Raw genomic sequence first — 14048 nt, 5'->3', positions numbered from 1 at the left:
CTTATTATTTATAAAGATCGCAGCATTCTCATTGGAGGCACGGTCAATACAGACTTACCCGCATATAATCCAATAATTGATACTACAACAAAGCCTGTCATGGGTCCTAAAAACCACATTAAGGGATGAAAGCTTGGAGCAAGCTCAAACACAAATACTTGCAAACCAAACAAACTTAATTCTGCCGCTAAAGCACCAATAACACCAGCGGAGAAACCAAGGAACCCAAATTCCACCAACATTGACTGGCGAATTAAGGTTTTACTTGCTCCCAACGTTCTTAATAGTGCACCTTCCTCTAGCCTTTCGTCTAAACTTGCCCTAACACTTGCATTCAATACCAATACCGCTGAAGACAAGATAAAGAACAAAACAAGCTGAATGGCTTGAGAAACTTGCGCGATAATGAGCTGTATTTGTTGAATTAAATCACCCACGTTCAGCATGGATACTGTAGGGAAATCCGCCATTTTTTTATAAAAGGATTGAACATTATCTTTGTCAATAAACACGCTGCTTACATAGTTTGCAGGGAAGTCTGATAAAATACTTTGAGGTAATATCAGGTAAAAATTCGGCCTCATGGAACTCCAATCCACACTTCGGATCGACGTAATAGGCAGTTGGTAGTCTAAACCGCCTATCTTCACCCCCAAGGTATCACCAATTTTCAGCCCGATTTCTTTAGCGACTTCTTCTTCAATAGATAAACCATTCACATTTCCACCAAACTCACCTTCAAGCAAAACATTATCTTCAGCCAATTCATTTGACCAAGTTAAATTCATTTCTCTTGAAAGTAATTCAGGTTCTTTATCATCAGATGTATAAAGTAAGTCAGCATCCTGTCCGTTAATTTGAACCACTCGACCTCTTACCATTGGATACCATTCACTGACCGGTATTTGTAAATTATCAGCTATGTCAGAGATCTGTTTAACTTCGCCCTCTTGAACATTAAATAAATAATGATTAGGCGCATCAACAGGAAGTTGTCTTTGCCAATCAGAAATCAAACTGGATTTCACCCCAATTAAAATTAACCCCAACATGATAATTAAAGTAAACACCAACAGCTGGAATAAATTTCCCATCAAGCGACGATGCAATGAAGCAAGGCCAATTTGCCAACCACTCACCGCTCCAGACGTTAACACTCTACCTAACTTAAAAAGCCCATAACCAATAATGCCAATGGCCACGGCTACCATAAAAATGGCTGCGATCATAATACTTGGTAATAGCAATCCACCCGTGTAGACAACCATTAATAAATACATACCCGTTAACGCAATGATATAGAGTTGCAATGACTTTAATTGCACTTTTCCTGCTGGATGTAAAACCGTTAATGGAGAAACATCAAATAAACGCATCAGTAATGGCAGACAAAAGGCAAAGAGTGACATTAGGCCAGTCACCATCCCTAACCATAAGTTACTAATTGATGCGGCAGGCAATACGGTCGATAACAAACTGGCTAAACTTAACGCAATCACTTCCTGTATAAGCCAACCCAGTAATAATCCAAGACCCGTACCTACTAAGAAAATAATAGCCAATTGTGACAATAATAGTTGTGCAATTTTTTTCGGGGTAGCGCCTAATGTTTTAATCACAGCGACTTGTGTGAGGTGTCGTCGAACATAACGAGAAGACGCTAACGCCATAGCCACACCAGACATAACTACGGCTAAGGTCCCAGCTAACAATAAGAATGATTCCGCTCTTTCTATAGCCGAATTAATGCCCTGCCCCCCACTTTTAGGGGTTCTCCAGCGCTCTCCTTTTTCTAAATTAGGCGTAATCCAAGCTTCATATTGATTGAGGGCGTCTTCATTACCGGCAAGTAACAACGAATAACGCACTCTGCTACCTGGTTGAATTACTTGCGTTTTTAATAAATCGTCTTGGTTAATCACCGCCCTTGGTGCAATCGCAAAAGCGGACCCTGTGGAACCTGGATCTCGTACTAAATAATGACGAATGGTTAGATCAGTTTCACCAACTTGTACCGCATCTCCTATACCAACACCTAATAAGCTTGCCAGTCTTGATGACACCCAAATATCGCCCTCACTAGGACCATCCTCAACAGAGTAGCCAGCGCCAAACAAGTCATCATCAACCAAATAGCTTCCTCTTAATGGGTAATTACCCGTCACCGCAGATAATTGCGATAACTGTAACCCTTCGTTCGAAAAAACCATGGATGAGAAAGACGTTTTCTGTGCCGTTTCTAAACCTTGCTCTTTCGCATATTCCATTCTTTCATTGGTAATCGCTGTATTACTTCTAACAACCCTATCAGCCGCCAGCAAGGTTGCTGATTGTATGGTAAAGGACGTCTGTAAGCGATCAACAAACAAATCAATTCCTGTGACGGTCGATACAGATAAAATTAAGGCGAACAATAACGTCAGGACATCGCCATTACGTATTTCTCTAATAAGCAGTTTAACAGCCAACATTGTCTGTTACTCCTTACCTAATGATTCGATGATTTTACCGGATGACATCATAATTTGACGAGAGCAGCGCTGTGCCAAGCTCGCATCGTGAGTGACTAAAACTAAGGTAGTACCTTGCTTTTCATTCAACCCAAATAGTAAGTCAGTCACCATTTTGCCATTTTCAGAATCTAAATTACCCGTAGGTTCGTCTGCAAATAGTACTTTCGGGGAAGAGGCAAACGCACGAGCCACAGCCACACGCTGCTGTTCACCACCAGACAACTGGCGAGGATAATGCTGTAGTCTATGTTCTAAGCCAACTTGTTCTAAAAATTCTGTCGCTTTACGCTTAGCGTCTTTATCACCTTTTAGTTCACCGGGCAGCATAACATTCTCTAATGCTGTGAGACTCGGCAATAGATGGAAAGACTGGAACACAAAACCGACATATTGGCCTCGAAGATCCGCACGTTTTTCCTCATCTAATTTCGACAAGTTATGACCATACAAAAGTACGTCGCCATCGGAACATACATCCAATCCAGCAATTAATCCTAATAAGGTCGATTTTCCAGATCCGGAGGCCCCCACTATGGCGACACTTTCCCCTTCTTCAATACTCATTGAAATATCATTCAAAATAGTAAGATCATCAGCAGCAGTTTTTACCGTATGAGTTAAATTTTGTGTTTTAATTGCAAGATTCGTCTTCATATACTTACTCGTTCTCATTCTTTAAGGTAAGAAAAATGCATTTCTTAAACCACATTAAATTTTTGTTTATGACCGCTTTTCTTTTGCTGTCTTCTTCCATTTACGCAAATAGCATTCTTGTTATGGGAGACAGCTTAAGTGCTGCTTACAACCTAAAACTAGATCAAGGCTGGGTTTCTTTATTAGAAAACACAGCCGATTTTCAAGATACTAACTATGCTATTATCAACGCCAGTGTTAGTGGTGAAACCTCTCAAGGCGGTGTTGCTCGTTTAAACAAATTACTCACTACCCATCAACCTACCATCGTCATTCTAGAGTTGGGGTCAAATGATGGGCTCAGAGGCTACCCTCTAAATAAGACGAAAGCCAATCTAGAAACGATGATTCAGCAATCCATCAACCATGGAGCCAGTGTTCTGCTCATCGGAAATCGCATGCCGCCCAACTATGGAAAACGTTACACGGAACAATTTTTTACTCTCTATCAGGCTCTTGCTGAGCAATTCAATATAGAATCCTATCTTCCATTTATGCTAGACAATGTTGCCCTAAATGATGATCTTATGTTAGAGGATGGCTTACATCCTAATCCTGAAGGGCAAAAACAAGTCCTCCAAAATATTATGCCGTTTCTTATGCCTATGTTGTCAAAATAAAAAGGAAATATAATGAAAGCTGTCTTTTTAGATCGAGGCTCATTCCCTGAACACGTTACGTTTAATGTGCCAACGTCTTCTTTAAGTATTACTGAGTACCCTCATACATCACCAGAGCAAGTAGTCGAACGAATCAAGCACGCTGATGTTATTTTAGTCAATAAAACATGGTTAAGTGCCGAAACATTAGCCCAATGCACTCATTTAAAAATGATCCAAGTGACCGCTACTGGCACCAATAATGTTGATCTAGAATACTGCAAAAAAAATAACATCTTAGTACAGAATGTGGCTGACTACTCCGCCAACAGTGTTCCTGAACACACCTTTTCTTTACTGCTTAATTTAAAACGCAACCTTGATTCTTATGTAAGAGCGGTAAAGCAAGGAGCCTGGTCCAAATCGACTCATTTTTGTTTTCTAGATTACCCTATTAATGATTTAGCTGGCTCTACTATGCTGATTGTGGGTAATGGAAACATAGGTAAAAATGTGGCTCGTATCGCAGAGGCATTTGGCATTCATTGTCTTTTTGCAGAGCGTAAGCATACTGACACGGCACGTGAAGGACGCATAGCCTTTGCTGAAGGGATTAAAGTGGCCGATATTGTCACTCTTCATTGCCCCCTGACGGCAGAAACCAAATCCATGATAGGAAAACAAGAACTCCAAGACATGAAGTCTACAGCCGTATTGCTCAATGTGAGTCGCGGTGGTTTAGTGGATGAAGAAGCACTAGTTGAAGCCATTAAAACCCAACAAATTCTTGGCGCCGCCATGGACGTTGCCACCCTTGAGCCAATGTCTTCTGTTAATCCACTGAATGCACTAGCCGACTACCCAAATTTTTTGTTAACGCCGCATGTCGCGTGGGCCAGTGAGCAAGCAATGCAAACTCTGGCAAATATCGCAATGGGACATATCAAAGATTTTTTATTGACTCATTCATCATGATTGATACTTTACCTATTCTATTTCAAGATGAGCATATCGTTGTCATCAACAAACCTGAAGGTCTGCTGGTACACAGAACCCATCTCGACAAGCAGGAAGAAGAAGCGGTTGTCCAAAGATTAAGAGATCAGATTGGTCAATGGGTCTTTCCTGTCCATCGACTTGATAGAGCGACCTCTGGTGTACTTGTTTTAGCCTTATCGCCAGCTGTTGCCAGAGACTTCGGCACTCAATTTGAAAACCATGAGATAGAAAAAACCTACCATGCGTTAGTCAGAGGTCATTTAGCGAGCCGTGGTAATATTAATTACCCGCTCGCAAAAATAAATGAAGTAAAAGGATCGGCTAGAGCTAAGGTGGCAGGAACAGAGAAAGCAGCGGAAACCCATTACAAAACACTGACGCATTTCACTCTGCCAATGGCCGTTAGCCGTTATGACGAAGCCCGTTGCTCATTAGTAGAAATCACACCTCGGCAGGGTCGAAAGCATCAAATAAGGCGTCATTTTAAGCATATTTTCCATCCATTGATTGGCGACACACGCTACGGTTGCCGCCATTACAACGCATTGTTTAAACTAGATTTGCTCCCTAAAAGAATGTTTTTACATGCTTTAAATATTCGTTTTTTTCATCCTATTACTCATCAAATCATGGATATAAAAGCACCGTATCCAGACAGTTTCACAGGGACTATTACCTGGTTAAACACTCACGGTCTCGCTGAGGCCGTGTGAAACAACATTAGGTTATGACCCTAGCTTCAAACACTTCTCTCAATTTGCGATTGTTTACTACTGAAAAGGAAAAAACTAGTAATAGTAAACAAATTCAAATTTATAGAAAAAGTAGCCAATTTCCAAACAACTAATCATTGATATAAAAGCGTAAATTGTTTCTACTGCCTGTCCATTCGTTTAAATTCATTTTTAAAAGAACAAACCGCCCCCCATACATGAAAGTAACGTACTAACCTCATTAGCATCAAAATAAAAAGATACGATGATAATTCATCTATGACTCGATAAAAGATTCTTATACCCATGCTTCTTATTTACAAAACGATGATGCTACCACCACAACAGCAATTTATAGTGAGGGTACATATGCGAACACAGATAAAACGAATGTCATTACAGGTGTTCGTATTGCAAACGAAAAAGTAGATCGTACAAGTGGCTTTGATTGGACAGGTCAAATTGATCAATTTGAAACCTTTAAAGGGAATGATCTGCCTAGCGCACCAAAAAACCATTTTGGTTTTGGCTTTGCTCAGTACCTTGGGGAAAAGTGGTCATTTGGTGCGGACATTACTTATGTCGGAGATTATTGCTCTGATTTAGATAATACCGACAATTATAAAGTGGGTGATTATACAACGACAGATGCTCGTATTCAGTTTCTTCTCGATAATCTGACCATTAACGGTTACGTTACGAATCTAACCAACGAAGATGTCGTCTATTATGCTGCACGAGGACCAAGAGCATCAGTAGGTCAAACAAGAACCATAGGATTAAGCGCAATCTATCGCTTGTAAATACTCTATATTGTTCCGGTCATAAGTATGATATAAAATTCACTTTTTATGGCCGAAGCCGAATTGGTGGTCCTTATAAAGGTATTCTTTATATGGACCAAAACATCACTCTAAACGCCACCTGAAATCTATTAAATGAACAATAAATTTATTTAAATTAGAGTCAGGCAATTTCGCTTTAACTGGTGTGAGACCAGATGTTTCAAAGATTCGATAGTAAAACTGATTATTCATATCAACTCGAGTAGTAAGACTTTCTAGTCCGCAGCACCCAAGAACGGGCAGTAAACTTCGAATCGCGTAACTAACAACATCAGAATATACCTGATCTTTACGTATTTTAAGTAATAATTCGGCTTTCGATTTTTGCTCATTTTGGAAAACAAAAATAATCCAACCAACGACTGCCTGCTTATTTTCTAAGATTAAGTAATGATCTTCTTCTAAATCATTCTCAAATCTAGACAACAAGTCCTCTTCAGTAAGAGGGCCCATCTTTGAGTAAGAATAAAACTCATAAAAACAGTTTTCTCTTTTAGCCAGTTCCAAAACCCAAGGAACATGGTGGCTCAAGGCTTTTGTAATGGAGTATTTAGGTTGCATAATGAATCGACTTCTATCCACTTTAGGTGAAGTATAGTCAATAAATTAAATTCAATCTTAATCATTTAAAGATTGTTACTATATGTAATGATGATAAACTTTATTTCTTTACGAAATTGTTGAAGCGCGAGTAACCGATGTCAAGCAAGTTAGTTTATTCCACTGAGGTAGGAAAGGTATGTTCACAATGCCAGCAATCAATCAATGACTGCAGTTGCAAAGAGGATCACCACGTCATAGGCTCTGGAAAAGTAAAAGTACTGCATGAAACAAAAGGCAGAAAAGGTAAAGGCGCTACCTTGATAACAGATTTAGCTCTCAATAGTACTGAACTAGCTAAATTAGCAAAAGAAATAAAAGCTAAATGCGCAACAGGTGGCACAGTAAAAGATGGTATTGTAGAGATTCAGGGTGATCACAGAGATAAAATAATACAACTGCTTTCGTTAAAGGGTATTCGAGCAAAAAAATCAGGTGGATAAATGTAAGAAAATAATAAAAATAAAGTATCCTTGTTTTCAGCCGATAGAAAATAGATTTATCGGTTTAATAAAACAATAAAATTATGCCGTATCTTGTAAAAGATATAATTTAGTTACTTATTTTACGCCAAACGGATTTAGCGTTTTATCTTCTTTAAGAGGTTAAGATGCGCCAAGAAAGTCCTTCTCAGGCTGTGAGCTTATTACGAAAAGCCGTTCCTTTGATGATGAAACTGAATATTGCACCAACTCCCTATAATTACGGCGTTTGGTACACCTATGTTTCCAATCGAAACAAAAAACTGAATAACATCATGGACACGACTATCCAAAAACTGGGTAGCCTGCCTAATTTTATTTCTAAAGAGCTTTTTCAAGAGTTCATTCTAGACGAAGATTTAAAAGTAAACGATGAACATTCAAGTCAGCTTGATTCTATGATTGAAAAAATAGAATCAAGTTCAGAAAAAATGAGTGAAGGGTTACAAACTCTCACCAGTTCACTAGAAAAGAGTAAACGTTCATTAAAAAGTAATGGTCGTGTTGAAAATATTGAGAAAGTGGTTCGCTATTTAGAAGTGAATTCCATAAAAGCATCACACCAAACCCATCTTTTTCAAGAAAGCTTACAAGAAATTCAAAATCAAATATTGTCTTTAAAAGAGGAAATACATCAGTCTAAGGAAAATTCAAATATTGACCCTGTCACTGGTTTATTAAATAGCCAAGGGCTAGAGAGGACGCTCTACTCTTGGATCAATGATGCTGAAGATGATTTATCCATAATGCTGATCGATATTGATAAATTAGCTCTTATCAATCAACAATATGGAAAGAAGGTAGGCAGTGCTATTATTCGTTTTCTAGGGCAGTTTCTACAAAGTAAAAAACTAGAAAACAGCGTAGCTTCACATTTAGACGGTGGTACTTTTGCCATCTTGATTAATGAAGAAAGCCTCAGTTTTACATCAACCTTTGCTGAAGAACTACGTTTACAAATACAGAACCAAGTGATTCGAACCAAAAAAACACAAGAACCCATTTCCTCATTAACGGTATCTATTGGTATTGCTACATTATTAGGACAAGAATTAGGCGAACAACTCTTAGACAGAGCCAGAAAGAACCTAATGCACGCTAAAGCGAAAGGTGGTAACCAAGTTTCAACAAACTAATTCTGAATAGCCGGAAAACATTATTACAGCATGAGAAAAAATCCATGGTAGAACAGCACATTACAAATTTTGAAGTAAGAGATTACGAGTGTGATATTCAAGGTATTGTTAATAATTCTGTTTATCAAAATTATCTAGAACACGCACGTCACAAATTTCTAAAAAGTAAGGGGATTAATTTTACTGAACTTGCGAAAAACAACATTAATTTAGTGGTTATTAGAGCTGAGCTTGACTATAAATCCCCTCTTATTAGTCAAGATGAGTTCATCATTAGCACTCATATGGTAAAAACCAGTAAAATAAAGTTTGCCTTTCACCAAACAATAACACGCCTAAGCGATAACGCACTCATACTTCAGGCTATTGTGACTGGAACCTCTATTAATGAAAAAGGCAAACCCATTCGTTTTTCAGATCTGGATGATTTGGTGTAATCCATCCCTACCCTTAAAATAAGAAGAGGCAAGGAAAACAACCTAGTTATATTTGTACTATAACGATCACCAATATAGATCTGACTACAGGGAGGTAGAAAATTGATCCACCAGTAAGCTTGCAACCGCTAGATCCTGAGCCCCTAGTCCTGTTAAGTCGACAATGGAAATCCCCGTACCATTAAAGTCTAATTCCGAATATTGACCGGATAGCACCTTTCCCATGGCGTAATCGGCATCTTCTTTTATAGCCTTAGCTCTCACTGCCGCACCAAAATCCCCGTGATGTAAACATTGATCATGATCATCGGTTACCACTATTTTTGCAGCATGAAACACGCTAGGGTCTATTTCTAATTTTCCAGGACTGTCTGCACCTATCGCGACTATATGCAATGACTCAGGTAAATCCTCAGCACGAATTAAGGCTCTTTCAGAAGGCGTTACCGTGATAACAACTTGACTCGCATGGCACACCGACCTAGCACTGTCCATTGGCACAGCGATAACATCAAGCTCTTCATTTAATTTACGGCAAAAGGCCGCACTTTTCTCCAGCGACCGCCCAAGTACCGCCACTCTTTTCAATGACAGTTTTTCAGTAATCATTTTTACCTGTAAATAGGCTTGAATGCCCGTACCTATAACACCCAAACAATCTGTCTTTTTTACGTCTCTTAGTGATGCGGCTAACGCTCCAGCAGCGGCGGTTCTCACCTGAGTTAACCATCCTTCATCCTGTAACAATGCTACAGCCTGGCCATTATCCGAAGACATAACCAATACCAAGCCATTGTTGACCGGCAACCCTGCGGCGGCGTTATTATAAAAACCTGATGCGACCTTAATCACAAAGTATGCATGCCGTTTTTTTTGTGCAGACTTTACGTGACAGTCACCCGTAAGTCGGCCCAGCTCATCTTTAAATAAAATTTGCATAGGATCTGGCTGTTCTATTAATCCTTGAGAGTAGTCTATAAACGCGTCTCTAACGGCTACTGTGGCGGCCGATAACGAAACCATGGATTGAATCTCTTTTAATGTCACAATACGCATTCTAAGCCCTTATAATTCGCCTTGCTGAATTCAAAAAAATCACTACAAATAAGAATTTCTGACTACCAACATGAGGGTTATCTTGCATAATCCGCGTAGTATTGCTCAAAATGTTGACGCATTACGGAGACACCCTCTTTGAAAATCTCTCCTCGACCAAACCCAATACGAAAACAATCTTGAGCTACCTCGGTTAAATCTGACACATAAATCGACGCAGGTAAAAGCAAGACTCCACTTTTTTCCAGTAAGCCCTGACAAAAAACATCTACATTATCAGGACCTGTGTATTTAGGAAAAGCCACACAGCCTCCTTTTGGGCGTTGCCATTGAATCAGGCTGGGAAAGTCATCGAATAGCGCTTCCAATAACAGCACATTTTCCATCATTAATGCGCGATTCTTAGCGAAGATAGCCTCTCTGTTTTGGATGGCAATAAGCGCTAACGACTCAGAAGGCGCTGAGTTACAAATCGATAAAAAATGCTTATAACGCTCTATCTTTTGTAAAATATCTAAATCTTGAGACGCAACCCAACCAATCCTTAATCCAGGTAAGCCATAGGCTTTTGAAACTACATTTAAAGAAATACCTTTTTCATAAAGATCGGCTATTTGTGGCATTTGATCCGCTAAATCCAATTCAACGCCTCGATATACTTCATCGGACAAGATATAAATATCATGTGCGCGACATAAGCTAATTAAGGCATTCAATTCTGCGCGATTAATCAACATCCCGGTTGGGTTATGTGGAAAGTTTAATGACAGCAATTTTGTATTTGGACGAATGGCATTTTTTATCGCCTCAATATCCAAAAACCAACCGTCATTACCGGACGTATTTTTTGTCAATAATGGCACACCGGTGACATCACATATTGACAGAGGTACCGTTTCAGCACTTTGATAATTAGGAGTAGGTACTATAGCATGGTCTTCAGGGCCCAATATGCATTTTGAAACACTGTAAATACCTTCCCCAGCACCCGCCATACAAAGAACATTTTTGGCATCTAATCGTTCATAGAGCTGAGCTATTTCCCGCCTCAACTCAGGTGCGCCCCAGGTTTCCGTGTAACCTAACCAAAGTGAATTAAACTCGCTTCGCTGTTCTGCTGTTGCCATAGAAAGTAAGGTTTCAAGCGTCATACTTTCTAAATCTGATGCCGTCATATGGTACTTGGCAGCGAATTCCCATTTGGAAAAAAAGACTTCTAGGCTAAAGTCGCGCATCGGCTTTTTCGTTTTAGTCATAATTCGTACTCTCACATTGCGTCGGTAGATTGTTTACTGGCTTTTAATAACTGATAAAAACTTGCCCTAGATATACCGAGGGCTTCGGCGACATAATCGGCTGAGCCCCGAGATAGAAAGATATCCGCTTCATTTAGCGCTTTAATAATGGCTAAACGGTCAGTTTTTTTGGCATGGCTAAGCGACACATTCATCTCAAGCAAGGTTTTGGAAATAATGACATTAGCGGTTTCTCGCCAATCATTTTTTAAAATCGGTTCCGCATCAGGAATTTGAAATGAGACAATGCTTTTTAGGTGTTGCAGAGACAACTCAAAACCATCAATTCTCATATTGATGCACAATAATCCAATAGGACCTGATGCCTCCTCCGTGATTACCATCGAGATGGATTTTACCTTACTGCCATCAGGGTTGGTTTTCACATAAGGGCCTAGAACCCCCTCTTCATTCATTTCATTTTCGTAATTTTCAGTTTCCAAAAGTGAATCATCATCTACACACCTATGTGTAAAAGCATTTTCAATATGATAAATCTTGTTGGTACGAAGGTCATGGACAACCACTTCCACCAAATCAGGTAAAAGTAAGCGCAGAGTGCGAGCAACTAACTTATAAGGATGTAGACTATTACTCATATATTTAGACTTTTTATATAAAAATATACTTTTAATCTTATTTTAAACAAATTTAAATCGCAATCTTTATTATCTTATAAACAAAAAAACGCCTACCAATGTCATGGCAAGCGTTTACTCTTCTGTCGCGATAGATGCTTATGAAGGTAGAAAATCACTGACTCTGCATGCAAGCATCCATAAGCAGATAATCGTAGCCAAGCCTTACCATTGCATTTCGCCTTTATGTACTTTCGCTCCGATACTTAGAGCAATGGATTTATCGCCATTTGGGTATTTCTGGGAAATCAAATCCATCAGTTCTTTACTATTAGCACTCTTTGTAACAGCCTCTTGAAAGTCCTCTAGGTAGTCAATGGAATATTGAATAGCACTTACATCCATTTTTGTTCCACTCGCCATATGGCCAGGAATAACGCTTTCTGGATTCAGCTCTAACATTTCATGAAGTTGATTCTTCCACGCTTGTTGAGATTCTAACGTCTGCGTGTCCGCCATCCACAAATGTAAATCGCCAAAAACAGACACATTTCCCAAGATAGTTTTTTGATCAGGTATCCATAAATAGGGTCTATGCGCTAATAAACCTTCTGTGCCATGTATTTCAACTTTATGGCCATCGATCATAATAGTTTTTCTTGAATATGCCTTTGGAACTACTGGAGACTCAGGCGCATTCGCTCCCATTCTAGGAGTCCAAACAGCCAGTTTTTGTTCCAATTTTTTCTCGATCACTTTCTTCACGGCTGGCGTGGTAATAATATCGGCTTTTGGAAACAACTTATGCAATATTTCTGCACCAAAATAATAGTCTGGATCTGCTTGACTAATAAAAATGGTGGTTAATTCTTTCTGTGATTGAATGACTTTTATTGCGATATTTAATGCATCTACTTTTGTAAATCCAGTGTCAACCACCATGGCTTCCGTGTCACCGTAAATAACAGTTGAGTTGACACTAAAACTATTTTCATCCGCATTGTACACATCGAATGTTAATGCCTTATTCTCCGCTGAAAATGCCACTTGAGCCATCAAGGCCGAGCCCATAACTAATGCAATTTTTTTCATATCATTCTCCAAATAAGTAGTCAGTAGACGAATAATAGAGGATTGATATGCACAGAAAAAGATACAATAATGAACATGATTATTTCATAATTCGAGCATATAAAAGAGAGAAATGATGGACAAACTGACTGCCGCTAGAGTATTTATCGATGTGGCTTATTCCAATAGCTTTACGTTAACAGCTGATAAACTGAATATGTCTAGGCCTATGGTTACTCGTTATATTGAAACGATAGAGGATTGGCTAGGGGTACGTCTACTGCATAGAACTACCCGAAAAATATCCTTAACAACGGCTGGCAAAGAATCACTAAAAGACATTGAAGCATGGGTAGCACAAGCAGATCATATAGTGCACTTAACGTCTAACTCTGATGTGTTATCCGGTGCAATTCGAATTACTACCAGTATGTCGTTTGGCATTCATCAGTTATTGCCTGCTATTCAAGATTTCATGAATAAATATACTCAGGTACAAGTCAATATTGAACTGGAGGATTCAGTGACGGACATGATAGAACAAAGTATCGACTTGGCCATTCGCATTGCTTCCACTCCCCACCCATCTTTAATAGGTAAACCTATTGCTATCTGCGAGTCCGTTTTAGTGGCCTCTCCGGAGTACCTGAACGGAAAAACGGCAATTAAACACCCACAAGATTTGCAAAACCATGATTGTTTAGGCTATAAAAATCATGAACGTTATATTTGGAATTTATCTAAAAATGAAGACTTCGAAGCCGTTGCTGTGACTTGCCGTCTCAGTGCGAACGAGGCGACGGTCTTATTAAACGCTTCTTTAAAACACGCAGGGATAACGCTCCAACCAAAGTATCTAGCAAATACTTATATTAAGACAGGGGAATTAACACCCATTTTACCTGAGTGGAAGCCAAACGACCTCACCATTTATGCACTTTACTCTTCAAGAAAGCATTTATCCCCTACTGTGCGGGCACTCATAGATCACCTTGAACACTATTTTTCCAACCATCCTTGGTAAATAAAAA

14 protein-coding genes are annotated in these 14048 nt (G+C 39.3%); 7 read left to right on the top strand and 7 right to left on the bottom strand.

The features are described 5' to 3' along the window. Positions 1 to 8: 8 nt before the first annotated feature. Together O1D97_RS01205 and O1D97_RS01200 are read right to left on the bottom strand one after the other, a co-directional pair. Positions 9 to 2471, bottom strand: coding sequence for an ABC transporter permease (locus O1D97_RS01205; protein WP_269122079.1), 2463 nt, complete (start codon positions 2469 to 2471; stop codon positions 9 to 11). Between the two features lie 6 nt (positions 2472 to 2477). After that, entirely contained in the window at positions 2478 to 3167 is a 690-nt protein-coding gene (locus O1D97_RS01200; protein WP_269122077.1) for an ABC transporter ATP-binding protein, read from the bottom strand. A 35-nt stretch (positions 3168 to 3202) separates the two neighbouring features. On the opposite strand from O1D97_RS01200, the gene O1D97_RS01195 reads away from it, so the two are divergent. From O1D97_RS01195 to O1D97_RS01185, 3 genes are read left to right on the top strand one after another with little or no spacing between them, the layout of a single operon-like run. Beyond that, entirely contained in the window at positions 3203 to 3826 is a 624-nt protein-coding gene (locus O1D97_RS01195) for an arylesterase (RefSeq protein WP_269122075.1), read from the top strand. Positions 3827 to 3838: 12 nt separating this feature from the next. Then, complete coding sequence (locus tag O1D97_RS01190; RefSeq protein ID WP_269122073.1) at positions 3839 to 4780, top strand: D-2-hydroxyacid dehydrogenase; 942 nt, start codon at positions 3839 to 3841, stop codon at positions 4778 to 4780. Further along, on the top strand, positions 4777 to 5517 hold the full coding sequence (locus O1D97_RS01185) for a pseudouridine synthase (RefSeq protein WP_269122071.1): 741 nt from the start codon (positions 4777 to 4779) through the stop codon (positions 5515 to 5517). The genes O1D97_RS01190 and O1D97_RS01185 overlap by 4 nt, the downstream gene beginning before the upstream one ends. Positions 5518 to 6425: 908 nt before the next feature. Here the strand turns inward: O1D97_RS01185 and O1D97_RS01175 are convergent. After that, entirely contained in the window at positions 6426 to 6923 is a 498-nt protein-coding gene (locus O1D97_RS01175; RefSeq protein WP_269122069.1) for a hypothetical protein, read from the bottom strand. A 137-nt stretch (positions 6924 to 7060) separates the two neighbouring features. On the opposite strand from O1D97_RS01175, the gene O1D97_RS01170 reads away from it, so the two are divergent. The 3 genes from O1D97_RS01170 (at position 7061) to O1D97_RS01160 (ending at position 9017) form a co-directional block, all read left to right on the top strand. Next, a complete protein-coding gene (locus O1D97_RS01170; RefSeq protein ID WP_269122067.1) occupies positions 7061 to 7405 on the top strand; it encodes an SUI1 family translation initiation factor in 345 nt (114 codons plus the stop codon). Between the two features lie 167 nt (positions 7406 to 7572). Further along, a complete protein-coding gene (locus O1D97_RS01165) occupies positions 7573 to 8580 on the top strand; it encodes a GGDEF domain-containing protein (RefSeq protein ID WP_269122065.1) in 1008 nt (335 codons plus the stop codon). Between the two features lie 44 nt (positions 8581 to 8624). Further along, the gene (locus O1D97_RS01160; protein WP_269122063.1) at positions 8625 to 9017 is read left to right on the top strand and encodes an acyl-CoA thioesterase; all 393 of its coding nucleotides are present in this window, start codon (positions 8625 to 8627) and stop codon (positions 9015 to 9017) included. A gap of 84 nt (positions 9018 to 9101) precedes the next feature. Here the strand turns inward: O1D97_RS01160 and O1D97_RS01155 are convergent, their stop codons facing one another. The 4 genes from O1D97_RS01155 to O1D97_RS01140 all read right to left on the bottom strand — a co-directional run bounded on the left by O1D97_RS01155 (position 9102) and on the right by O1D97_RS01140 (position 13038). Beyond that, the gene (locus tag O1D97_RS01155; RefSeq protein WP_269122061.1) at positions 9102 to 10073 is read right to left on the bottom strand and encodes an ornithine cyclodeaminase family protein; all 972 of its coding nucleotides are present in this window, start codon (positions 10071 to 10073) and stop codon (positions 9102 to 9104) included. 77 nt (positions 10074 to 10150) lie between these two features. Further along, a complete protein-coding gene (locus tag O1D97_RS01150; protein WP_269122060.1) occupies positions 10151 to 11329 on the bottom strand; it encodes an aminotransferase class I/II-fold pyridoxal phosphate-dependent enzyme in 1179 nt (392 codons plus the stop codon). An 11-nt stretch (positions 11330 to 11340) separates the two neighbouring features. Beyond that, complete coding sequence (locus O1D97_RS01145) at positions 11341 to 11967, bottom strand: PAS domain-containing protein (protein WP_269122059.1); 627 nt, start codon at positions 11965 to 11967, stop codon at positions 11341 to 11343. Positions 11968 to 12171: 204 nt separating this feature from the next. Further along, complete coding sequence (locus O1D97_RS01140; RefSeq protein WP_269122057.1) at positions 12172 to 13038, bottom strand: MBL fold metallo-hydrolase; 867 nt, start codon at positions 13036 to 13038, stop codon at positions 12172 to 12174. Positions 13039 to 13153: 115 nt separating this feature from the next. Here O1D97_RS01140 and O1D97_RS01135 point away from each other — a divergent pair, with 115 nt between their 5' ends. After that, a complete protein-coding gene (locus tag O1D97_RS01135) occupies positions 13154 to 14041 on the top strand; it encodes a LysR family transcriptional regulator (RefSeq protein ID WP_269122055.1) in 888 nt (295 codons plus the stop codon). Positions 14042 to 14048: the final 7 nt, after the last annotated feature.

Origin of the sequence: Marinomonas phaeophyticola (genome assembly GCF_026966905.1) — a bacterium.
In the GTDB taxonomy this organism is placed as follows: domain Bacteria; phylum Pseudomonadota; class Gammaproteobacteria; order Pseudomonadales; family Marinomonadaceae; genus Marinomonas; species Marinomonas phaeophyticola.
Note: the sequence above shows the minus strand (reverse complement) of the source record. Positions and strands in the feature narration are given on the sequence as shown.